This is a genomic window from Candidatus Hinthialibacter antarcticus, assembly GCA_030765645.1.
Taxonomy (GTDB): Bacteria; Hinthialibacterota; Hinthialibacteria; order Hinthialibacterales; family Hinthialibacteraceae; genus Hinthialibacter; species Hinthialibacter antarcticus.
On record JAVCCE010000002.1, the window covers coordinates 11,731 to 35,424 of the forward strand.

The 23,694-nt window shown below is 50.2% G+C and carries 21 protein-coding genes; 13 read left to right on the forward strand and 8 right to left on the reverse strand.

Annotated elements, in window-relative coordinates; all coding sequences use genetic code 11:
• Positions 1-83 precede the first annotated feature (83 nt).
• Positions 84-617 carry a type 1 glutamine amidotransferase domain-containing protein gene (locus tag P9L94_00525; GenBank protein ID MDP8242534.1) on the reverse strand — a complete coding sequence of 178 codons (534 nt, stop codon included), beginning with the start codon at positions 615-617 and terminating at the stop codon, positions 84-86.
• 9 nt (positions 618-626) lie between these two features.
• Positions 627-1,898, reverse strand: a complete 1,272-nt coding sequence (locus P9L94_00530; GenBank protein ID MDP8242535.1) for a PQQ-binding-like beta-propeller repeat protein — start codon at positions 1,896-1,898, stop codon at positions 627-629.
• A 133-nt stretch (positions 1,899-2,031) separates the two neighbouring features.
• Here P9L94_00530 and yaaA point away from each other — a divergent pair, with 133 nt between their 5' ends.
• Positions 2,032-2,712, forward strand: coding sequence for a peroxide stress protein YaaA (gene yaaA, locus P9L94_00535; protein ID MDP8242536.1), 681 nt, complete (start codon positions 2,032-2,034; stop codon positions 2,710-2,712).
• Between the two features lie 160 nt (positions 2,713-2,872).
• Here yaaA and P9L94_00540 read toward each other — a convergent pair whose 3' ends face one another.
• The gene (locus tag P9L94_00540) at positions 2,873-4,186 is read right to left on the reverse strand and encodes an AGE family epimerase/isomerase (protein MDP8242537.1); all 1,314 of its coding nucleotides are present in this window, start codon (positions 4,184-4,186) and stop codon (positions 2,873-2,875) included.
• 94 nt (positions 4,187-4,280) lie between these two features.
• On the opposite strand from P9L94_00540, the gene P9L94_00545 reads away from it, so the two are divergent.
• The 12 genes from P9L94_00545 (at position 4,281) to P9L94_00600 (ending at position 19,292) form a co-directional block, all read left to right on the forward strand.
• Positions 4,281-5,240, forward strand: coding sequence for a sugar phosphate isomerase/epimerase family protein (locus tag P9L94_00545; GenBank protein MDP8242538.1), 960 nt, complete (start codon positions 4,281-4,283; stop codon positions 5,238-5,240).
• A 107-nt stretch (positions 5,241-5,347) separates the two neighbouring features.
• A complete protein-coding gene (locus P9L94_00550; protein ID MDP8242539.1) occupies positions 5,348-6,406 on the forward strand; it encodes a hypothetical protein in 1,059 nt (352 codons plus the stop codon).
• 242 nt (positions 6,407-6,648) lie between these two features.
• The gene (locus tag P9L94_00555; protein ID MDP8242540.1) at positions 6,649-7,881 is read left to right on the forward strand and encodes a hypothetical protein; all 1,233 of its coding nucleotides are present in this window, start codon (positions 6,649-6,651) and stop codon (positions 7,879-7,881) included.
• Between the two features lie 205 nt (positions 7,882-8,086).
• The gene (locus tag P9L94_00560; GenBank protein MDP8242541.1) at positions 8,087-10,261 is read left to right on the forward strand and encodes a hypothetical protein; all 2,175 of its coding nucleotides are present in this window, start codon (positions 8,087-8,089) and stop codon (positions 10,259-10,261) included.
• 194 nt (positions 10,262-10,455) lie between these two features.
• Entirely contained in the window at positions 10,456-11,358 is a 903-nt protein-coding gene (locus tag P9L94_00565; protein MDP8242542.1) for a sugar phosphate isomerase/epimerase family protein, read from the forward strand.
• Positions 11,359-11,360: 2 nt separating this feature from the next.
• On the forward strand, positions 11,361-12,512 hold the full coding sequence (locus P9L94_00570) for a Gfo/Idh/MocA family oxidoreductase (GenBank protein ID MDP8242543.1): 1,152 nt from the start codon (positions 11,361-11,363) through the stop codon (positions 12,510-12,512).
• A gap of 61 nt (positions 12,513-12,573) precedes the next feature.
• Positions 12,574-13,005, forward strand: a complete 432-nt coding sequence (locus P9L94_00575) for a DUF559 domain-containing protein (protein MDP8242544.1) — start codon at positions 12,574-12,576, stop codon at positions 13,003-13,005.
• Positions 13,006-13,098: 93 nt separating this feature from the next.
• Entirely contained in the window at positions 13,099-13,944 is an 846-nt protein-coding gene (locus P9L94_00580; GenBank protein ID MDP8242545.1) for a sugar phosphate isomerase/epimerase family protein, read from the forward strand.
• Complete coding sequence (locus P9L94_00585; protein ID MDP8242546.1) at positions 13,941-15,074, forward strand: DUF1080 domain-containing protein; 1,134 nt, start codon at positions 13,941-13,943, stop codon at positions 15,072-15,074. Before P9L94_00580 ends, P9L94_00585 begins: the two co-directional genes overlap by 4 nt.
• 84 nt (positions 15,075-15,158) lie before the next feature.
• Complete coding sequence (locus P9L94_00590) at positions 15,159-17,147, forward strand: UvrD-helicase domain-containing protein (protein ID MDP8242547.1); 1,989 nt, start codon at positions 15,159-15,161, stop codon at positions 17,145-17,147.
• A 355-nt stretch (positions 17,148-17,502) separates the two neighbouring features.
• Complete coding sequence (locus tag P9L94_00595; protein MDP8242548.1) at positions 17,503-18,840, forward strand: porin; 1,338 nt, start codon at positions 17,503-17,505, stop codon at positions 18,838-18,840.
• Between the two features lie 65 nt (positions 18,841-18,905).
• Positions 18,906-19,292 (forward strand): hypothetical protein, encoded by a 387-nt coding sequence (locus tag P9L94_00600; GenBank protein MDP8242549.1) that lies wholly within the window; start codon positions 18,906-18,908, stop codon positions 19,290-19,292.
• Positions 19,293-19,302: 10 nt separating this feature from the next.
• On the opposite strand, the gene P9L94_00605 is transcribed toward P9L94_00600, so the two are convergent.
• The 5 genes from P9L94_00605 to P9L94_00625 all read right to left on the reverse strand — a co-directional run bounded on the left by P9L94_00605 (position 19,303) and on the right by P9L94_00625 (position 23,311).
• On the reverse strand, positions 19,303-19,749 hold the full coding sequence (locus tag P9L94_00605) for a hypothetical protein (GenBank protein MDP8242550.1): 447 nt from the start codon (positions 19,747-19,749) through the stop codon (positions 19,303-19,305).
• Positions 19,750-20,193: 444 nt separating this feature from the next.
• Positions 20,194-21,069 (reverse strand): TIM barrel protein, encoded by an 876-nt coding sequence (locus tag P9L94_00610; GenBank protein ID MDP8242551.1) that lies wholly within the window; start codon positions 21,067-21,069, stop codon positions 20,194-20,196.
• A gap of 146 nt (positions 21,070-21,215) precedes the next feature.
• A complete protein-coding gene (locus P9L94_00615) occupies positions 21,216-21,446 on the reverse strand; it encodes a hypothetical protein (GenBank protein ID MDP8242552.1) in 231 nt (76 codons plus the stop codon).
• Positions 21,447-21,520: 74 nt separating this feature from the next.
• Positions 21,521-22,501, reverse strand: a complete 981-nt coding sequence (locus P9L94_00620) for a lysylphosphatidylglycerol synthase transmembrane domain-containing protein (protein ID MDP8242553.1) — start codon at positions 22,499-22,501, stop codon at positions 21,521-21,523.
• A gap of 9 nt (positions 22,502-22,510) precedes the next feature.
• Entirely contained in the window at positions 22,511-23,311 is an 801-nt protein-coding gene (locus P9L94_00625) for an undecaprenyl-diphosphate phosphatase (protein ID MDP8242554.1), read from the reverse strand.
• Positions 23,312-23,694: the final 383 nt, after the last annotated feature.

The window sequence follows — 23,694 nt, forward strand, 5'->3', positions numbered from 1 at the left end:
GATTGAATGAACTTTAGTGTGTGGCCATTCGGCTTGAGGACGCTCATAGAATCACCCCAAAGCCGGATGCGTACATTTTCTATTTATTGAACGCCCAGCGCTTGAAAAATGCCGATCATAAATTGCGGCAGGTCGTCGGGTTTACGGCTCGAAACAAAATGGCGATCGACCACAACCGGCGCGTCTTCAAAAATCGCGCCTGCATTTTCCAGGTCGTCTTTGATGCCCGGCGATCCGGTTACGCGTACGCCCTTATACGCCTTGGCTGAAATGGGGATCCATCCGCCGTGGCAGATCGCAGCAACCAGTTTGCCCGCGTCAGCGAATTCTTTGACTAACGATAACACCTTCGCGTCGCGCCGTAATTTGTCGGGCATGAAGCCGCCGGGGCAGACCACGCCGTCAAAGTCGGATGCGTTCATGTCCCCAATCGCAGCATCGGATTTGCAGGGATAGCCGTTCTTGCCTTGATAGACAACGCCCGCCTGCGGCCCCGCGAGCACAACCTCAGCCCCTGCTTCTTCCAGGCGATATTTGGGATACCACAGTTCCAGGTCTTCATAAATATCGCCGACGAAAAATAGAAAGCGCTTGCCGCGTAATGGATAATCGGTCATCAAAGTCTCCTATTGAGTTGCGACGCAATACAACCGCTCTGCTGTACGGATCAAAAAATAATCGTCGCCGAACGCGAACGATGAGCGGATCGGCGCTTTGCCCATTTCGATCTGGCTGAGCAGTTTAAACTCATCGCCGTCTTCCATAACGTAAAATCGTCCGCTCTCATTATGGGCGAATATTTTTCCATCAGCGATGGTGGGCGAGGCGCGCATAACCACATCGCTATCAAGATCGCCCTTCCAGATGGTTTCGCCTGTTTTTGCGTTCAGTTTGGTTATGACGTGGCGGTCTCCGTCGAGCACATACAAATGTCCATCATGGTAAGCGGAAGTGCAAACGTCAGGCGGCGCGTCTTTGAATTGCCATGCAATTTGCTCATCGCCGACGGTTCCAGTTGCGCCCGCTTTGAGTGCGAACAACGGTTCGCGCTTGGGCGCCGCGACGTAGATCATCCCACCGCCTGCAACCGGCGACGGTACGATGCGCCAATGGCCGACTTTACGCGGGTTATATTCGCCCCAGCGCCAGATTTCTTTGCCTGTTTCTGGATCGTGGCCGGTGGCGTAGTCTGCGCCGAAGAGCACAATTTCTTCGCGACCGTTTGTGGTTAGTGGGATGGGCGTTGTATAGGCTTCCAGCGATTCCGCCTTGGCGTCGGAAGGGCGTTCTTCTTTGAAAATGTCTTTGCCCGTCGCCGGGTCAATCGCAATCAGGAAAGAGGCGGGATTGCGTTGTAAAATTGTAATGTAGAGTTTGTCTTTATATAGCAACGGGCTGGAGGCGTATCCAAATTGGACGCTGAAACGGCCCATTTCTTTTACGAGATTGCGTTGCCAGAGAATCTTGCCGTCTAAGTCCAATACGGCGAGGTCGCCTGAACCGAACAAAAAGACGACATGCTTGCCGTCTGTCGCTGGCGAGGGCGATGCCATGTTTTGGCGGCGGTTTCCTCCGGGATCAATACCGAGCGTCTGGCGCCAGAGTTCCGTCCCGGTTTTCGCGTTGATGCACAGCCCCAACAAATCGCCGGACCGCTCATCGCGGGACGCGACGAAGATTTTGTCGCCCCAGATGATGGGCGTGGCCGCGCTTTCGCCGGGTAGGTTGGCGATCCAACGCATGTTGTCGGTTTGGCTCCAGGTATGGGGCAGGTTCTTGGCGTTAGCCGCTCCGTTAAAATCCGGCCCGCGCCATTGCGGCCAATTTTCTGCGCTTACCGCCAGTTGGAAGCAACATCCACAAATAAGAATAAACAAATACATTGACCATTGTTTCATGGCTGCCCCTCGATTCGCTTTGGTTTCGGTTTCAAAATGAAAAACAAAGATGAAGAATGCGTCATGCAGTGATTAAGTCGCAGGCGTATATTACATTGTTCCATCGTGTTGGCTATAGAACAAAGGAAACGGAATGAAGAAAACGATTATAATTTTGATCCCACCGTCTGAGGGCAAGGCGCCCGGCGGCGAGGGCAAACCGATTCAACCCAATAAAGACGCTCGCGAAATGCTCAAGCGCTTACATGGCTACGACGGCGAATGGGGCAAGTTATTAGGCGTGAAAGGCAAGGCGCTGGATGCCGCGCTCGAAGCCAACGCGTCTATCTTGAAATCGCCGACGCTGCCCGCGATTGAGCGATACAGCGGCGTAGTGTATGACGGCATCGACTATGCTTCGATGAAGGCGTCGGCGCGTCGGACGTTTGACGAGCGCGTACGCATCGTGTCGGCGCTATTCGGATTAGTCCAACCGCAAGATTTGATTCCCAATTACAAATTAAAAATAGACAAACTCAACGCCGCCGCCTATTGGAAGCCGATCATCGTCAAGCAGTTAAAAGACTCATTCGTGATCGACCTGCTGCCGCAGGCGCACCATAAGGCGGTTGGGTATCCCGATGGAATTCGAGTGGATTTCGTCTGTGAAAAAAACGGAAAACGCAAACCTGCCGGACACTTTGGCAAGTTAATCAAAGGCCGCTTTGTGCGTTGGCTATGCGAAAACAAACTCGCCGATCCAAAGCGCTTTTCGTCATTCGATGAAGACGGCTACCGATGGAACGGCGAGTGTTTTATCAAAGTTGAATGTTAAGTTAGACCTTATCTCAAAATTACTTGATCTATCGTTGCGTCAGGCCAGGGTACAACTCTGCTCGCTTCAGTGCGGGCTTTTATGCCCTTATACACAGGCGCTCCCAGAGTTGCACCCTGGCCTGAATTGGCTTTTGTTGATACGTCTGTTCTTTTCGGAATCATTTTTTGATAGGGCTCTCCAGCGTCTTTAAACACCGCACCATGGCGCGACCGTTGTGGTAGGGCGATTTCCAGAGGTTCGCTTTTGCGCCCGACGCGGCGCCGTTTTCATCAATGTTGCTGAACCAGTCGCCGTTTTCCCAATCGACCTGATGCGCTTCGAGCCAATCCATCATTTGCGTGAAGATTGACCAATACATCTCGTCGCCCGTCATGGCGTACATTTCCAGTGCGGACACGACGCCCTCCGCCTGCACCCACCACACTTTTCGTTTAGAAGAGGCTGTTTCATTGAATGAACCATAGTCATAGAAGCCGCCGTTTTCGTCGTCGTATCCATATTCGAGCGAGTAGTCGAACAGCGTTTTGTATAAATCAAGATAGGGCCCGTTTGGCAGCTCTGCCGCGCGATTAGCGTCGATGAGCAGCCAGATATTCTCGATGTCGTGTCCATACGAGACCACGTTGTACTGGGCCTCATCAATCGGCAGCCAATTGCGATGATATTTGTCCGTACACGCGCCGAGGGTTTTGCGTACGACGGTGTTGCTTTGAATGGAAATCAATTCAATCAAGCGGTTTCGCGCCTGCGCGTCATCGAAAGCCGTGCAGTAATTCGTGAGCGCTTCCATGATGTGCAGGTGGGTGTTCATCAATTTGACGCCCGGCGCGACGCTCATCAGCGCCTGGCTGTCGTCGTCGAGGAGGCTCCACTCTCGGGTGAATGATTCCTGATACCCGCCGTATTCGTCGTCGTGCGCTTTTTCTTCGAGAGTTTGAAACAAGTTCTGCGCTAAGCGGGCGGCGGCGGGATTCTTCGTCGCTTTAACGTATTCCGACAGCCCATACAGCATGAACGCCTGCCCATAGAGGTGTTTGCGGTCAACGGTTACGGTTTTGCCGTCTGCGCCAATCTGCTCATAAAAGCCGCCGTTTTCATTATCAAACATGTGCGCCATAATAAAATCAAATCCATGATTGGCGGCTTCGAGATGGCGCTGGTCGCCAAGTTCGTTATTCAAAATATGAGAAAAATACCACAGACAACGCGCCTGTGAGACAATGCCTTTGGGCGCGGGGCCTTGGTCGACGCCTGCCTGATTGTGATTGAGGTGATAACCGCCGTTGGTCTTGTCGACGAGGCGTTCCAGCCAGAATGAATCAATGTTGTTGAGCATCTTTTTGACTTTGGCTTGGGCGAATGCAATATCCGCCGCCGTGGGCGCCGCATGGCTGAATTGGACCGTCAATGCGGCAAAAATGATGCTGAATGCAACTGTATTGAAAACGAACCGGTTTATGTAAATGTTCACTATTTTCCTCCATCTCACTCAAATCAGTTGAATTATTCAAGAAATCATTGGAGCATAGATAGACTGACGACTCAATCCTGTTGGAGAAATGAATATGTCGAACGATAAACATGAAAACAGACTCTCGCGTCGCGCCCTGCTTTCGAGCGCAATGCTTGGCGTTTCGGCGGCGGCGCTGGCAAAATCCGCAGCGGCGCAGCCGGAGACCAAAAGCCCCAGCGTTGTGATTTTTAGCAAGCACTTGGGCTGGACGAAATACGATGAACTGGCGGCGCTGACCAAAGAGATCGGGTTTGACGGCGTTGATCTTACCGTGCGCCCTGGCGGTCATGTCTTGCCGGAGCGCGTACAGGACGACTTGCCCAAAGCAGTCGAGGCGGTTCGCGGCGCCGGGTTGGAAGTCGCCATGATTACGACGCAAATCGCGGGACGCGACACGCCCTACGCCAGCGATATTCTCGCAACGGCGTCTGCATTGGGCGTCCCCTTTTTCCGCTGGGGAACCTTTCGCTATAACGACGACCAACCGCGGATGCAGCAGCTGCTTGATTACAAACCGCAGCTGCAAGATTTGGCGGGGATGGCGGCGCATTTCAATATGCGCGGCGGCTATCACAACCATTCCGGCGATAATTATATTGGTTCCGCAATATGGGATTTAGACAAACTGCTCGAAGGCGTTGAAGGCGAATGGTTGGGGTCGAATTTTGATATCGGCCATGCCTTTTGCGAAGGCAGCGGCGGCGCTTGGGAGACCAATTTTGAACTAATCGCGCCGCGCATCAAAATGTCGGCGGTCAAGGATTTTTGTTGGCTGCATGATAAAGATCGCGGCTGGCGGCGATACTTCCCGGCGTTGGGCGAGGGCATTGTGCAATGGAAAAACATATTGAGCATGATGAAAGCCAGCGGGTTTACCGGGCCGTTTTCGATTCACCACGAATATAACGTCGCGGGCAAAGACGAAAACGCCAAGCGCAAACAGGTTATCTCTGATTTGAAGAAAGACCTCACGTTTTTCCGTGGACAGATGAAAGCCGCTGGCTGGGCGTAAGAGACTCCGGGGCGCCGTGATCGGCGCCCCGATTGGTACGTGATATGCGTAGACATCAAGTCACGCCGTTGAAAATGTTTCTCGCCTTGGGAGGATTGTTAGCATTTATGATCCTTTCAGCGATCGCGTCATTTCTATGGCATGGCGGCTCACTTGATCCATCACAAAACGTACCTACCGTTTATTATGTCGTTCGCAATAACTCAGAAGCGATGCGTGAACTCGAGCCGGAATACATCCACTATTTTACGGATGTTGAAGACGAAATTGATTTTGACGCATTGACCTATCAAAAGAGCGAGCTCACGGCAGAACAACTAGAACGATATTTAAGCGAAGCCAACCAAGCGGTCGACGGCCTACAGGCCACAGTAAAAGCCAAAGAGCGCGTCTCCATCCCAAACCAGAACTCCAACCGTTATCCCTGGACGTATTACACCTACAAACTGTCGAATTCCGGCCCGATAAACTTACATAAGCGTGAGGTGTTATATAGCGGCGTCGATCATTCGGTGTGGCAGATAGAAATTCTTCACGACGATGAAGGCGTTACCCACATCTCTCCACGTATTACTTCAGCGAAGGGGAGGGCGCCTACATTCACGCGTTATATAATTCCCCCTCAAATCTCGAAACTCGAAGAGCCTGAGTATCTGACGCTCCAATCTTTTGGTCGGGGATTGCCTGAAAAAGCGATGAAAATTCTCTCGGTCTCTCAATCCGTCGAACGGCCTGAACTTATCAAAACTGTGTTTGAAATCCGTATGAGGCCGGTTGAGTACATTGATAATTCCCAACTGATAAAGATCGAACAATTTGAGCAAATCAGCGTTTGGATTGACGTCGATTTGGGCTATGTATGCCGCCGCTATTTAAGAAATTCAAATCGCGTTTCTAGCGTCTGGAATGTCTGGCGCAAAGATGTGGATATTATTTACTCCGATTTTCGTCAAATCAATCATGCTTGGGTCCCTCATATTCGACAATTCAAAGACGATGGCGGCGCCGTAATTGAAGAGTATCGCATCATTGATATTCAACAAATACCGGATATTGAGGCGTTTCTTAAAGAGGTTCAGCAATTGCCGACCCCGCAACCGGGCGATGCTTTTAAAAGTTATGGCCGCTATATTCGCAGAGCCAGCCAGCCTGCATCTCAAAACTAATCAAAAGTATTCACGCTTTTTAGCGCAATTTAATCTCGCATAGTTTTAACCGAATGCCCCGTTTTCGCTTTACCTATGCGTCTTGCTTTTGTAGAATACCTTTTCCCCTTCTGGTATTCGGCAGGCAGGTTCGGCGACTGGGGAGTCTTTCGCATGGTGGGGAGCCTGTTTCTCCTGAGCGGTATAACCGCAAACTGCTGCGGCGCGCCATGCGCCAAAATTTAATTGAGGAGAGGATTATTATGTCTCAAAATGTTGGACAATTAGCGCGTGAAGCGTTAGAAAAAGGCAAAGGGATTTTACGGCTTGCGCCGAATTGGGTGCCGCGTTCATTTTTACATCCAGGCCGCCGCATTAAATTGCACCCCGACGACATCTACGCTTTGGGCGGACATCGCGGCGGGATTGACGAACGCTGGTTCGCTTCGACCACCGAAGCCGCCAACGACAACCGCGAGTGGGACGAAGGCCTCAGCTACGTTGTTTCAAACGGCGACAAGTTTATGTTAAAAGACGCCGTCGGCGAACTCGGCGCCGATCTCATTGGCGACGAAATCTGGAACAAGTACAACCGTTGGCCTGTGTACAGCAAATTCTTCGATAACATGGGCCCCATTCCACACCACATGCACCAAAAAGACGAGCAAGTCAAAGAGCTCGGCCTGCAAGGCAAGCCGGAAGCCTATTACTTCCCGCCGCAACACAACTACGTCGGCAACAACTTCCCGTATACCTTCATGGGCTTAGAGCCGGGAACCACCAAGGCTGACGTTCGCAAGTGTCTCGAAAACTGGAACAAGGGCGACAACGGATTGCTAGACCATTCGAAAGCCTACCGTTTAAAACCCGGCACTGGCTGGCTGATTGATCCGTGTATTCTTCACGCGCCCGGTTCGCTTTGCACCTACGAACCGCAGTGGGGTTCCGACGTTTTTGGCATGTACCAATCATTGGTCGAAGGCCGAATCGTTCCATGGGAACTGTTGGTCAAAGACATGCCGAAAGAAAAACACCAGGACCTCGACTTCATTGTCGATCAATTGGACTGGGACAAAAATACCGATCCGAATTTCCGCGACAATCATTATCTGGAACCCATCCCCGTCGCCGACACTGCGAGTGAAGGCTACGTCGACCGCTGGATCGTCTATGGTCGCGTTGACGGCGAACAGCGCTTCTCAGCGAAAGAACTCACGGTTGAGCCGGGCGCAAAAGTCACCATCAAAGACAACGGCGCTTACGGCCTCATCGTGACCCAAGGCTTCGGCAAGATCGGCGACATGGCGCTCGATTGCCCGGCGTTGATTCGCTATGGCCAATTGACGGAAGACGAAGTGTTCGTCAGCGCGTCCGCCGCCAAAGAGGGCGTCGTGTTCGAGAACCTGTCTGACAAAGACCCGCTGGTTACGTTGCGTTACTTCGGGCCGGAAGTGAACCCCGATGCACCGGCAGTCGGCGACTACAAGAAAAACTAGCAGTCGGTTGAAATATAATTGTTTAAACGGGGGCGGAAACGCCTCCGTTTTTTTGTGGAGATAGATAATTTCTACGCTTTATGGAATCAAAAATGCAAAAATAATGCTATCAATTTTAAAAATAATGTGATATTTTCTAATCACTTTTTTACTGTAACTGCTGCAAGTAATGTGCAGAACTATTATATTTTTGGGAGGACGTAACATGAGGAAATTCGTATTATGGAGTATTTGTTTTGTGTTTTCAGGCGCCGTTTGGGCGCAGCCGCTGGGGATATTCAGCGACCGCGCTGATATTGGCGAGCCGAACTTAGAAGGATTATCATCAATCAGCGGCGATATCTATACCATCGAAGCGGGCGGCGCCACCATTGGACGGCGTAGCTACGTCGATCAGTTGCATTTTGTTTACAAAGAAGTGTCAGGCAGTTTTGACATCATCACCGACCCGATTCCCGTTGAAGCCGCAGGCGAAGGCGGAATCATGGTGCGTCAAGACCTCGACCCGGATTCAGCTCATGTTTCCTGGTTGCGGACGTCAGATACTGTGGCCGGCGGGAACACAAATGCAGCTGGCGGCTCAATCTTCCCTCACATTCGAAGCCTGAAAGGCGGCGGGACGATTGTTGACGGCGACCGTGAACCCGGTGGATATAGTGACGTGAATATTGGCGCCATTCGTGTGCAGCGCATTGGCAACCATTTTCGTCTCTATACGACCGACAACGCTGGCGAATGGTCATTAGCGCAAGATGAAATTATTCCGATGGCCGAAACAGTGCTGGTCGGTTTGGCGGTGACGGCGAACAACGCTGACGGACTCGGCGTATTTGAGTTTGAAGGCACAGAAATCAATGAATATCCGCTATGGGTTGGGCGCTCGGTTTCGGTTGATGACTGGCAAGGCGGCGCGACGATTCAGGTGACCTTAACAGCCAAAGCGCGCAGCGCCGTTTCGGGAAACGTGTCTGAAGTCGTCCCGCGTTTGGCGACGGTATCCAATGTTCAAGCGTCTGCGGGCCAGACCAGCGTTGATGCGCGCAATGGAAAAATCGCCTGGTTGCTGGATAACTTATCCGGCGATGCGACGTTGACCTATGATTTGACTTTGCCTGATCGAAAATCCGGTTCCTGGACGGGCCAGTTTACAGACGGTACTAATCCACAAAGCCATGTTGGCGGGGATGCCGTGTTGCCAAAAAATCCTACGTTCAAAACGAACCCTGCTGCTGTCCAGATTTCACCAGACAAACCAACCATTATTCAGATCGAAGATTTCATGGTAGGCGCAGATGTTGATCCTCCTGGATTTGGATTGTATTTAGACCCTGAATCCGAAAGCGGAATCACTGCGGTCGCGGTGAGCGGCTCGGTCAATGACTGGGTGCAAATTCCTGTGATTATCCCGGCCAACTACGGCACGGCGTATATGTTTGGCCAAGTACGCGGCGAAGACGGAAACAGCGACTCCTTCTTTATCGATCTCGGATTTGAATTGATTAACGATAACCTGACGACTTGGGATTCTGGCGGCGGTAAAGCGCTTCACCTGGATTGGGTGAACAACCGTATCCCCGAAGACCCCCGGCCGTTTGATGTCGACGCAGGGGAGCAAATGTTATACGTCGGCCCCCGCGAAGACAGCGCCGTTTTTGACTGGATCGCCATAACCAATGATCCCACTTTCCAATCAGCTGCGTTAGATGAGTTAACGGGCGAGATCATTGACCCGTTTGTCGGTCTCACCGACGATTTGGGCATCTTTGACGCGAATATGGATATCGCGGAAGACGGCGGCGCAAATTTAGGTTTTGATGGCGACGCAGGTTATATCGCAAGCGAAGAAGTCTATAAGGTTGTTGGCAGCGGCAACGACATTTGGGGTACAGCTGATAACTTCCACTTCATATACAAAGAAGTCAGCGGCGACGTGACAATCGAAACTAATGTCTATTTAGATGAATTCAGCGGCAATGGAACTTGGGCAAAGGCTGGCCCGATGTTGCGCGACGAATTGACTCCGTCATCAGCGCATACATTCAGCATGATTCGTACACAGGGTCGCGATTTTGATCCTCAATGGCGAATGGCGGATGCGGCGAGCGGCGAGTCGTTAAGCGCTCTATTCTCAGGCGCAAGTACGGAGCGGGTTGGTTTGCAACGTACAGGCAACACCGTGACGTACTACTATATCGACAAGTTCACTGGTGAACGGACTGATCTGCATGTCATCGAAGACTTAGCATTCACCGATCCGATTTATGCCGGATTGGCTGTGACGGCGCATGACATTGGTACGCTTTCTATCGGCGAGTTTAGCGATGTTGTATTAACCACAGGCGGCGGACCGGTTAAGGTCGATAACTGGTCGTTGTATTAATCGACGCGAGATATTATTGCAGGCCCCAAGGGGCGAACGGTTTTCCGTTCGCCCCTTCTCTTTACGCTTTCTGCCGCAATTGGCTTTTATTCGTCGCGTACTGCTAGAAATTCACCGGGAATTTGAGAAAATAACTCAAGCAATTAAAATCTAAGTCGTCTGAATAATTCTTGACTATATACAGGGAGGACAGAATGAAACGAATTTCGATTGGCTCATGGGCATATTCCATTGGCCCCTATCAAGACAAACCCGTCCCTTGGGGGGAAGTATTAACCAAATTAAAGGAAATGGATTTTGATGGCGTCGAACTGGGCGGGTTTCCTCCGCACCCAAATCCCGACGATTGCGCTTCGGCTGAACAACGGCAACAGGTAGTCAGCCAATTAAAAGAGATTGGCTTGGCATTTTCCGGCCTTGCCGCCAACTTGTGGGGCGAACAGTTAATCAATACCGAAGATACCTCCAAGTATGTCGATGAATTTACGAAGAACGTGAAATTTTGCGTTGATGTCGGCATTCCGGGTATCCGCGTCGATTGCGTCCAACCGCCGGAAATTCTCAATGAGGTCGATTATGACGTTGCCAAAAAACGCGTTGTCGAAACTTGGAAAAAATGCGCCAACATCGCCCAGGATCAGGGCGTTTATATGACTTGGGAATTTGAACCGGGCTTTGCATTCAACAAACCGTCAGACATTCAACGCATTTTAGACGAAGTTGGTCACGATAACTTTGGCGTTCAGCTTGATACCTGCCATGCGCAAATGGTCGCGGTGTACGCTTCTCGCCAGCCCGGCGAAAAAGAGACGCTGCCCGGCGGCGCCTTAGAACTCATCAATCGCCTCAAAGGCAAGATCAATCACATTCACTTGATCGACTCCGACGGTACGCTGCATGATGACGAAACTTCGACCCACGCGCCGTTTGGCGACGGCGAACTCAACTTTGACGAGATCGTGCCTGCGTTAAACGAATCCGGTTGCCCGCATGACTGGTGGACGATTGATTTGTGCTTCTGGCCTGATGCGTGGGACGTGACCCGCCGTTGTAAAAATGGCATCGACGAACTGAACAAAAAATACGGGGGGAATTAATCATGGCGAAAAAACCATTGCGCGTTGGCTTGATTGGCTGCGGCTTCATGGGAAAAACCCACTCCAACGCATATCACGTTGTTAACAAGTTTTTTGATTTGGATATTCAACCGGTATTGAAAACCGTCTGCTCAATTGACAAAGACGCGGCGCAGTCGTTTGCCTCAAACTGGGGTTATGAAAACGCCGAAACCGATTGGCGCAAAGTTGTTGAGAGCGATGATATTGATTTGATCGACATCTGCCTGCCCAACAATTTGCACCCGGAAGTCGCCATCGCCGCCGCCAAAGCGGGCAAAGCAATTTTTTGCGAAAAGCCGCTGGCGCATAATACCGAACAGGCCGAAGCAATGACCAAAGCGGTAGAAGACGCTGGCGTTCCCAATCAGGTTTCGTTTAACTATCGCCGCGTCCCTGCGGTCACGATGGCGAAGCAATTAATTGATGAAGGCCGCCTCGGGAAAATCTTTCACTACCGCGCCAATTTTTTGCAGGATTGGACTATCTCCAATGACGTCCCGCAGGGCGGCGACGCCACTTGGCGACTGGATGCAAAAGTCGCGGGATCGGGCGTGATCGGCGATTTACTCGCGCACTGCATTGATACGGCGATGTGGCACAACGGCGTCATTTCCAAAGTGCAGGCCGTGACCGAAACCTTCATCAAAGAACGCAAGCACGCAGTCACCGGCAAGATGGAACCTGTCACCATTGATGATGCTTGTATTTTCCATTGCTGGTTTAATAACGGATCGCTGGGCAACTTTGAATCGACCCGTTATGCGCGCGGTCACAAAGCGCTTTATACCTTTGAAATAAACGGCGAGAACGCCTCTATCGCTTGGGACCTTCACGACCTGAATCGTTTGTCGTTCTTCGATCATACCGACGAGGGCCGGTTGCGCGGTTGGCGTTCGATCCATGTCACCGATCATAGCGGAGACCACCCTTACATGGACCACTGGTGGGTGCCGGGATTGTCGATTGGTTATGCCGAATCGTTTGTTCATCAATTGGCGGGATTTTTGAAGTCCATGTCAGGCGGAGACAAAAATCAGCCTGATTTCCGCAGCGCATTGCAGACGCAGTATGTATGCGACTCGGTCATCAAAGCCGCGAAGTCCGGCCAGTGGGAAGACGTCAAAAAGGCGTGAGGATGTAACCATAAATCTTAAAGGGCGGCGAAAACCGCCGCTCTTTTCTTTCGCCGATGATATGAAAAGAAACACATCGATTCGGGCAAAGAAAATTGCAAAGCAGTTGCGAAGAAATCTGACTCCTGCTGAGAAGTATTTATGGTCAAAAATGCGAGCAGGACAGTTAAGTAATTGTCATATTAGAAAGCAACACCCAATCGGTCCATTCATTGTTGATTTTTTTATCTCTGATTGGAATTTAATTATCGAACTTGATGGTGAGTCGCATCACTACCAAATTGATAGGGACAAAGAGCGTGAATCATATTTTTATCATCAGGGATATAAAGTCGTTCGTTTTCAAAACCAAGACGTTTTTGACAATGTAGAAGGCGTTGTTGAGCAAATAAGGCAATTTGAAATGAATCAAACCAACCCCCCACTAACTCCCCCCGAACTTCGGGGGGAGAACTCGGATATCGAAATTAGAAGTAAAGGCATGGATGAATGAACTTCTAGTTCCTCCCCCAAAGATTGGGGGAGGCTAGGCGGGGGTTGATAATCCTGTGAAATTAGAAGTAAACCTTAAATGGGAGGCGTCATCATGAAAGTGGGAATTAACTTGTTGCTCTGGACGGCGGCGGCGGATGAAAGCCACCTCGGCGTTTTAGACAAAGTCAAAGAATGGGGATACGACGGCTTCGAACTGCCAATGTTCGACCCCGCCTGTTCGCCTTGGAAGAAACTCGCTGACCACGCCGACGGTCTTGGCTTAGGGCGCACGGCGGTCACCATTGTCTCTGATGAAGCAAACCCCATTAGCGAAGACAAATCTGTTCGCGAAAAGGGAATCGAGCACATTAAAAAGTGCATCGACAGTTGCGCCGAACTTGGCGCCGAAACCTTAGTCGGCCCGCTCTATTCCCCCTGCGGAAAGCTCATTGGTCGTGGTCGCAGCAACGACGAATTTAGCTGGGCGAAAGAGGCGATGGCCCAGGCGGCGGAATACGGAAAACAAGCTAATGTTGTCATTGGCATGGAACCGCTCAACCGTTTCGAGACCTATGTTTTTAACGGAATGGCGGACGCAGTGCAATTATGCGAAGAAGTCGGGCATCCAAATTTGGGGCTGCTCTACGATACCTTCCATAGCCACATCGAAGAAAAAGACCCCATTGCGGCAATTCAAAAAGCGGGCAAACACATTGCCCATATTCATATCTCAGAAAGCGACCGCAGCACGCCAGGCAAAGGCCAGGTGCGCTGGGAGGATTCATTCAAAGCAATCAAAGCCATTGGGTATGACGGCTGGCTGACCATCGAAGCCTTTGGGCGTTCCATGCCCGAAGTCGCAGCGGCGACTTGCATCTGGCGTTCGATGTTTGACAGTGAAGAACAACTCGCAACAGACGGATTGAATCATATCAAAAAAATGTGGAGTGCAGCATGAAAAATCGAATCATCTTTGCGTTAATCGTTTCTATGTGTTTTATCGCGCCATCCGTTCACGCCAGCTGGCAGCCGTTGTTCGACGGCGTTGGCCTCGACGGCTGGAAAACCGTCGGCGACCCGCAATGGAACGTCAAAGACGGTGTGATTTCGGTCAAGGGGACAGGCAGCGAAATGGGTTGGCTCATCAACGAGAAAACCACTTCGGACTTCGTCTTGCGAATGCGCTTTCAATGGCAGGGCGGCAACAGCGGCATCCAGTTCCGCAGCCAGATGAAAGACGGAAAAATGGTCGGCTATCAAGCCAACCTCGACTTCAGCCGCGATATGGCGACGGGATCATTGGTTGAAGAAAATGGTCGCGGGCTCTTGCAGGAGTCAGAATACTCCGCCGCTGAAATTCGCCGCAATGGCTGGAACGAATACGAGATTTCCGCTGTCGGCGATCACATCATGCTTTCAGTTAATGGATATCCCGTGTTGGATTTTGAAGACCCTGACGGCCCTAAGAGCGGCTTCATCGCGTTGCAGATGGCGCCGGGCGACAAAGCGGCTCTCGATTTTACCGACATTCGTTTGCTCGAAACCGAGGGTAACGATTGGGCGTCGATGTTCAACGGAAAAGACCTGACCGGCTGGGAACCGCTGGGAGACTGCTATTGGGATGTCTTGCATGGACAGCTCATTGGCCAGTCACGCGGTGGAAAATATGGTTGGTTGGTCTCAAAAGATAAATTCAAAGACTTCCATTTCTCCACGCGTTTTCTGTTGCCGCGCGGCAATTCCGGCATCCAGTTCCGCAGTTGGGTTGTCGGCGAAATGGTGCATGGAACTCAAGCTGACCTCGCCGCGGATTCCGATTGGATTAGCGGACACCTTTACGATCAAGGCGAACGCGGCATCTTCGTGAAAACCGACAAAGACTTCTCGAAATTGATTAATTGGACGGGCTGGAATACGTATGAAGTCACCGCCATTGGCCCCAAGGTGCAGTTGTATATTAACGGCATCAAGTCAATCGAAGTCGAGGATCCCGAACGCCTCAAAGCGGGCGTCTTTGCGTTTCAGATTCACTCCGGCGCCAAGATGGTTTCGTTCTGGGAAGATTTACGCATCATCTCGTTCGATTAAGAAATATCGGGACTGCGCCTTGATTTCGTTTCATCCGTTTTTATGATCTTTTCTCACTGATATTTTTTTTCTTGAGGGAATATTTTGAAATCAAGGCCGTCGTTAAACGACCAACAACGGGCCGCCGTGACTCATACCGGCGGCCCGCTTCTTGTACTCGCAGGCGCAGGCAGTGGTAAAACCGGCGTCATAACCCATCGTATCGCCCATCTGATCGCGGAGGGCGCCTCTCCCAGCTCGATTCTGGCGCTGACCTTCACCAACAAAGCCGCGAAAGAGATGCGGGAGCGCGTCAAAAAGTTGATTGGCGCCAAAGCCAAGCAAGTGACGCTGTCTACGTTTCACTCGCTCGGGTTAAAAACGCTGCGACTCAATGCGCGCGCGGCGGGGCTGCGGCGCGACTTCGTCATCTACAATGAAGGCGACCAGATGTCGCTGGTGCGCACTTTGATTCGCGAGCACCCCCAGCGCCGCGAAAAATTTGATCCGGGAATCGTACTCTCTCGCATCAGCCGCGTGAAAAACCGCAGCGCGGGCGGCGCAGAAACTTCCAAGCAATACGGCGATAAATACGATCTGATTTTTGATGACATTTATGACCGCTACCACCGTTCGATGCGTTCATGCCAGGCGGTCGATTTTGACGATCTGATTCTCTTACCGATCCAGTTGTTAGAAAAAAATGAAGACGTTCGTCAGACCTATCGCGAGACGTTCAAGCATTTGCTCGTGGACGAATATCAAGACACCAACGCGGGGCAGTATCGCTTGTTACGGCTGCTGGCGGGCGACGGCAAGGCGTTATGCGTCGTCGGCGACGACGATCAGAGCATCTACGGCTGGCGCGGCGCCGAAGTGGGCAACATCCTGCGCTTTGAGAAGGATTTCCCCAAAGCGCGGGTAATTAAACTCGAACAGAATTACCGTTCGACTCAGGTCATTCTTGACGCCGCCCACCATGTCATTCAAAACAACAGCAAACGCCAGTCAAAAAAACTCTGGACTAATCGAGGACAAGGCCGCTTCATTGACGCGTTCATGGCGAAAGATGAAGCCGATGAGGCCAAAACGATTGCCTTTCGCATCCAGGCGATTCAAGAGCGCACCGACGCGCCCTGGAAAGCCTTCGCGGTGTTGTATCGCAGCAATGTTCAGTCACGCGCGATCGAAAGCAACTTGCGCCTTGCGGGCATTCCATACAATGTGGCGGGCGGATACGAATATTTTGAGCGCAAAGAAGTCAAAGATTTGATCGCCTATCTGCGCGTTGTCGCTAACCCCGATGACGATTTGAACCTGTTGCGCATCATCAATTATCCACGCCGCGGCATCGGCGACCATACCATTGCGCTGCTCACTGAACATGCTACGCATTCCAAAAAAACTATCTTTCATACCATCAAACATTACACCTACGAAGATTTGCCGAAGGCCGCCAGCGAAGGCTTACGCTCTTTCGGTACAATGATTGAAGGTTTGCGCGAGATCGCCAAACGAAACAAGCCCGCCGAATTGGTTCGCGCTCTGATCGAGCGCAGTCGCTACCGTGAAGCGCTGATGGAAGCCTATGAAGACGCGCAAACCGCGCAAATGAAAATTGAACTGGCCGAGGAACTCGCGTCCGCCGCATCGACCTATCAGGAACAAACCGACCGCTCTACGTTAATCGGGTTTCTGGATTCAGTTGCGCTCGACGATGACGCCTATAGCAAGAACGACAAGAAACAATTCAGCGACAACGCCGTCTTACTGGCCACGCTGCACAGCGCCAAGGGGTTGGAGTTTCCGTATGTGTTTTTATGCGGCCTCGAAGAAAACCTCTTGCCTCATTCGCGCTCGGTGAAAGACAATACCGAAGTCGATGAAGAACGCCGCCTGTGCTACGTCGGAATGACCCGCGCCAAATCTCACCTGACCCTCAGTTTCGCGGATGAACGCAGCCAGTACGGGCGCCGCGCCAAGCGAACGCCTTCCCGCTTTTTGAAGGAAATCCCCAATCAGTATTTGTGCAAACAGTTCAGCCACAGCGAACTGTTCTTCGACCTGCAACGCCAATCCAATGGCAAAGAGTGATACTCGGCAGAAATCAGCATTCTGATATTTCAACTCATATATTTATCCGCATTTTCTAATCACCTTATCGATCTGAAATTCCTTACGCTTTTTTCTTATGAAAATCATTGAAATTTATATACATATAATATTCTTGTGGATATGGTATGTGAATTTTGTTTTCGGTAATAAAAAATAAATTTGTCTATATTTATTTATAACTATTGACTCGTCTTTTTGATTTGCTAATATAACAAAAGATAATAAATTGTTTAAAAAAACCCTGTGATGAGTACGGGATTTGTTAATGCTGCAAAAGATTTGTCTGAATCCCGTTGAGGGGTTTATTCTATTACTATCTGAAAGGATATGACTTATGTATTACCGTGCAACGAAAGCTTATTGTGGTTTGATAGCCTTGTCGGTACTGCTTCTCTGTAGTACTGCAGATGGGATGGACCAAAATCGAGATTCATTAAAGCAAAAAGTTGTTGAATTAGAGAACCAAGTACGTTTCTTAACGGAAAAACTTGAACAAATCAGCCCGTCGCTGTCTGTAACGCCAAGTGTAAAAAATCCAGAAAAGGACCAATTAGCATCTGTGATGGAGAGGTTAGATGTGCTTGAGGACACAGACGAGCATGACGTAGAAGATTGGTACGATCAGTTCACATTTGGCGGTTATGGAGAGATGCACGCAAATTTCTCTGAAGGCGGCCCTGATGTGTTTGATATCCACCGTCTCGTTTTTTATCTTGGCTATGAGTTTTCTGACTGGATTCAGCTGCATTCTGAAACTGAAATTGAACACGCTTATGTCAGTTCTGGCAGCGGCGGCGAAGTTGCGATTGAGCAACTCTATTTCGATTTTCTTTTATCAGATTATGTGAACATTCGGGCGGGTCGCATCTTGTCGCCAATGGGAATCATTAACCGCAAGCATGAGCCTCCTTCTTTCTATGGCGTCGAACGCCCCTCATTCGCAAAATACATTTTGCCAACAACTTGGTCATCTGATGGCTTGGGTATATTTGGATCGATAGCAACTCCACTGAAATATGAAGCCTATGTCGTGAACGGATTGGACGGCTCAAAGTTTTCAGCAACAAATGGCATTCGAGGCGGACGGATTAAAGAACGGTCAAGTTTTAACGATGTGGCATTTACTGGACGGCTTGATTATTACCCCTTCGCTGAAGCGGATGTGGGGTATAAGCAATCACTTCGATTGGGCGCCTCCACATATATTGGCGGAACTGATAATGGAAATAATGGCAACGATCCTGGTATTGACGGTGATATTCAGGTTTATTCTGCTGATTTTGAATATTCGATTCTGGATTTTGATATTCGCGGCGTAATGGCATTTGAAAACATTGATGGTGCGTTTGAAATTGGTAACGGAACTGCATCAGAAATTTTTGGTTGGTATCTAGAAGTTGGCTACCATTTCATGCTTGATTCTTGGAAAGAAGGAATGTTGAAAAATTCGGATGCCGTGGGATTTGTGCGATTTGATGATTTTGACACGCAAAATGATATGCCCTTTGGTGTTGCAGAAAATCCGAAAGGCGATAGGCAGGAGTGGACGTTCGGCGTGAATTTTTATCCTACGCCAAGTCTTGTTCTTAAAGCGGATTATCAGATTCGTGATGATGCTTCAACCAGCAATTTAGATAATCTCTTTAATTTAGGCATCGGCTGGCAATTTTAATGTGGCGCTCAAAATGTTGTGAATTATTTTTGAATCGAAATGATAACTGAGAAAGGAACAAGCCGTTGAAGCAAACTCAGAAAATACAATTGGTTTTCGCTATATGTGTAACTGCATTTATGACCGTTTTTGTAGGCTGCGAAACGGCGCAGACCGTGTGGATGCCGACGCATGAACAACTGATTGCTTTGGGAGACGTTTCTCAACATGTTGAAGCGGATTCGTTGCGGCGTGGCCGTATCTTAGCAGTAACTGAATGTGCAAGCTGCCATCGTCAGTTCTGGCCAAATGAATATTCCGAAAGGGAATGGCCGTCCATTCTGCGTAAGATGGGGAAGAGAGCATTTCTGGATCAAGACCAAGTCAAGGATTTGATCAACTATCATGTTGCCGCAAGCCGGGCGTCTCTCAACAGGGAGGAGATAAAAACAATCAATGATAAATCAAAGTGAAATGGGACGATCAATTTTTCGCCACATTTTGTAATGCGGTTTCAACGGCGCGTTCGGTCCGGTTGTGAATCCAGCGGCTCAATAGCGGTGACAAAACCAACCAGGGGGCGACTGCAAGAAGCGGCGTAGCGACAGCCGTCCAGCCGCCCATTGTGAGCGAAAAGACGAGAGCCAGGATAAGCCCTAATCCTATAGGGAAAAACAGTACAAACCGTTGCATGAACTGCGCTCCGCCCAATTCGGCGGACAGTTCAATGGTTGATCCTTGGAGGCGGCACGCGCCTTTTGAAATTCCCAAGAGTGGATTTTGTTTCGTCGAATTCAGCCCAGGGCCAGTCAGTTCAAACCCGCTGGCGCCATGTGGCTTGATAGAGAAATTATTATTGATGAACGTCTGCTGTAATGTTTGCCACGCTTTTGATGGATCGCCTTTGATATGCACTTTCGATTTGTACATTATCCTCGGCCCTCCTGACGATAAAACTATGTCGCTCTTAAAATATAATACGAAAAAATTAGATAAGAATTTCATCAGCAATAAATTTCATTATGACGAGGTGGGAGTCAAGTAAACACGCTCGCTTTTTAACAGGTCGCGAGAATAACCGAGACACGCTTGGATGTCATCAGGAGTCAAATGATCGTATTCAGATAATATTTGATCCGTAGACCAACCGCGCGCTAAGAGGTCAATAACAAACTCTACAGATAACCGTGTACCTTTTACAATTGGCTTGCCCGCCAATATGCTTTCATTGATTACGATGCGTTCAGCCCATTCCATGATTAAAAGCCTCTGGTCTGTTTTCCATCTATTATATCAATATTAAAAATTTAATCTCTAAAAAAAGCGAGGCGCCGTTTGACGCCCCGCTTCTATTCGAGAAAGAATTCGGGTTGCTTATGCTTGGAAAGTTTTGAGCAATTTCACGCAGGCTTCGGTGCCTTCGAGTTCGCTGTGTTTGCTTCCCTCATACTCAACGCCGACGTAGCCGTGATAGCCCGCGTCGAACACGAGTTTCATCATACGCGCGTAATCAATATTGACTTCCTTACCGTCTGCGCCGAATTCATGGCACTTGGCGCTGACCGCTTTGGCAAACGGCATCATCATCTCAACCGCCATATACTTATCATACTCTTTGGGGAAGTTGCCAAAGTCAGGCAGCGTTCCAAAGTTGTCTTCGCCGACCATCTTCATCAAGCCCGTGAGCCATTTGGCGTCGGAGGAGATGCCGCCGTGGTTTTCGATGATGACGTTCATGTTGTATTGTTTGGCGTATTGCGAAAGTTCAAAGAAACTGTCTGCAGCAAACTTCATCGCTTCTTCGGCGGGGACGTTGCCGTGGCCCGCGTTACAGCGGATCGAATGGCATCCCAACACTGCGGCGATGTCCGCCCATTTGCGGTGGTTGATGACGGCTTGTTTGCGTTCGCGAAAATCAGGCGCATACATGCTGCCTTCGCCGTCGCACATAATCAGCAGAATTTTCACGCCTTCATCGGCGGCGGCTTTTTTCAATTGGCCAAGATAATTATACATGGGGGAGGGGAAGAACTGGTTAACCAGTTCGAGGCCGGTGGCTCCCGCTTGACGCGCCAATTTAGGCTGGTCGATCTGTTTCTTTTCGCCGCTGAACATCATTTTATGCCACGACCAAGCGGCGACGGAAATTTCAAACTTGCCTTTGACTTCGGCGGCGGAGGCAATTTGGCCAACGGTTCCTGCGGCGATGGCCGCTGCGCTTGATGTTTTCATGAATGATCTCCTGTCCATGTTTCATATCCTTTATTTTGATGAATTGATAAAAACCATGCTAACCGTTCTCGCAGTGTGATTATAGTCTATTTGTCGCATGAAACAGGAGACTTGCTCAATATACTTGGTTGTGAGTTCCGACAGCAAGAAATCTGACTAAGCGATTAAGAATTAAGATGGGAAAAAAGGTCTTCTGCATTGCGGAATGGGCCGCTAGTGTTGACGCCATTTAGGGCTTCCGATTGGATTTGATCGAGTGTGGTGCGGTCTTGTTCGGAATACGATTCATTTTCTACAAAAATATTCTGATCACTCAGCAGAAAATCTGCAATTTTCTGTTTTTCTATTATCGGTAGACTTTTTAATTCTACAATAAATTCTTCAGCGGTTTTCAACGGTTCACCTCCAAATGAATGGATCATTCACCATAGTATATAACAAAAAGAATGATAATGGGTCAATTTAGCGGTTACTTATCTGGCGTCGCTGCATCTCCCGCATGTTCCAGGGCGTCGACTGCAGGCGCAAAGCGGTTTGAACAGAGCGAAAGCGTAATCAAGCCAACTGTGACCGCGAACCAAAGCGTACAGACGCGGATTAAAAACGTTGCTGACGCAGCCGCTCCAGTCGGTGTATCGAAGAGCATTATTAGCAGACCGCCCATTGCGCCCTCGGTCGGTCCGATGCCGCCGGGCGTCATCAACAGAGCGCCGACGATGGTCGCGAACGCGTAGATAAAGGTCGCAGACAATAAAGGGATTTGTTCCCCGAATCCGACAAGGACTAAATAAAACGCCAGGCATTCCAGCCACCACGAAACGATGCTGATGAGCGTCGCCCAAAGCAGCGGCCCGGGCGCGATCAGGCGATAGGCGCTTTCATAGGCGACGCGCAGTTTTTCGACAATGGATTCTAACTTCTGGATTGTCGCGAGCCTGTCGAGAATTGCTTCCATCAACGAGCGCCAGCTGACGATTGCCAAAACCAGCGCAATCGCTGCTACCGACGCGCCAAAGACCCACTCACCGTTGGGCAAGAGCGACACGCCCAGCAGCGCCATCAGGAAAAATGCAATGAAATCGGTCAGCCGCTCGGCGAGGATGATCGGCGCGGTTTTGCTGAGCGGGGCGCCGTTGACGCTTTTCACGAGGTATGACTTAAATACTTCGCCGAATTTCCCCGGCGTGGCTGACATCACCATGCCCGACAGAAATATCTGAAACGACAGCAAGCGGGGCAGAGGGACGTCAATTAGATGCAGGTAATAATGCCACTTGGTAAAGCGGATCACATAATTACCAAACGCCAGCGCCAGACAAACCGGAAGCCACTGCCATTGAAACTGCGCAAACGCTTGCAGAATATTTCCCCAACCCATCCACACGCAGGCGCCCAAGTAGAGCGCCGCTGCGATGGCAATGGTGATGAGCAGTTTTTTTTGAATCGACATGAACGCGCCTTACAAAGAAATCCAGAGAATCCACAGTCCGAGTGGAATGACGTAGTATGCAAAGTGATGCAGTTTGCCGTGTTTGACGATCCACACCAGCAGTTTCAAAAAGACGACGCCGGATACCAGCGACGCAATAAAACCGAGCGCGAGAATATACGCCGGGAACGAGGGCGTTGCGTCAGGCAGTTCCAACACGGCGGCGGCCAGGATCGCCGGGATCGACATCAGAAACGAATATTCCAACGCCGTTGAGACGCGGGCGCCCAAGAGCAGCGAAGTGCAGACTGTCGAGCCGGAGCGGGAGATGCCCGGTAGGACGGCGATTCCCTGGACGAACCCCATCAGCAACGCGAACAACCAGAAGTTCATCGGGATGTCCGGCGAGGCTTCGTCTTTTTCTCTGACGAACCTTGTCGAGAACAATAACGCGCCAGTCGCGAGAAAACTAAAGCCGACGATGACGAGATTGTCGCGGGCTTGTTCAAATTTATCTTTGAATAGAATCACCATGGTCCCGGTGATGACGGTGCTGAGAAATATGGCGAAAATCCATTGGCGGTCGCGGACAGCGTCGCTGCTTTTATTCGAGAAATTGAGCGACAACACCATGCCCCACAAGCGGACTCGGTAAAAAATACAAACCGCCAGTAAGGTTGCAAGGTGGAGTAGGACATCGAAAAAAAGATACTCCGACGCTTTCATCTCGAAGAGCGATTCGAGCACGACCAGGTGCCCGGAACTAGAGATAGGCAGAAATTCGGTCAATCCCTGCACCACGGCTAAAACGAGTGCTTTCAGTAATTCCATCAGGTTCATGCTTCTTTATGTGTGAATTTTGGAACCGCGACATCATAGATGGAATCACAACGCCCACAAAGCCAAGCCTTACTTTTAAAAGCCAGGTAGGGTGCGCTCGCGCCAGCAGCCCACCATGCAGAATCCCCCCGGCGTCTTCGACGCCACCCCCCTTTTTTCAAGGGGGGCATTCACCGCGACAGCATTGGTTTCATAATTACCTGGGGGGATCACGGCAGCCCACCATGCAATCTTTCAATCATCATGAACGGCAGGTAATAACCCACCAATATTTCGAATGATGTGGGGAGGGCGAACCTCCTGGTGAGCCGGATAAAACCGAAAGTTTGCTCCCTCTCCCCACTGGGAGAGGGTTGGGGTGAGGGCTTGGATAT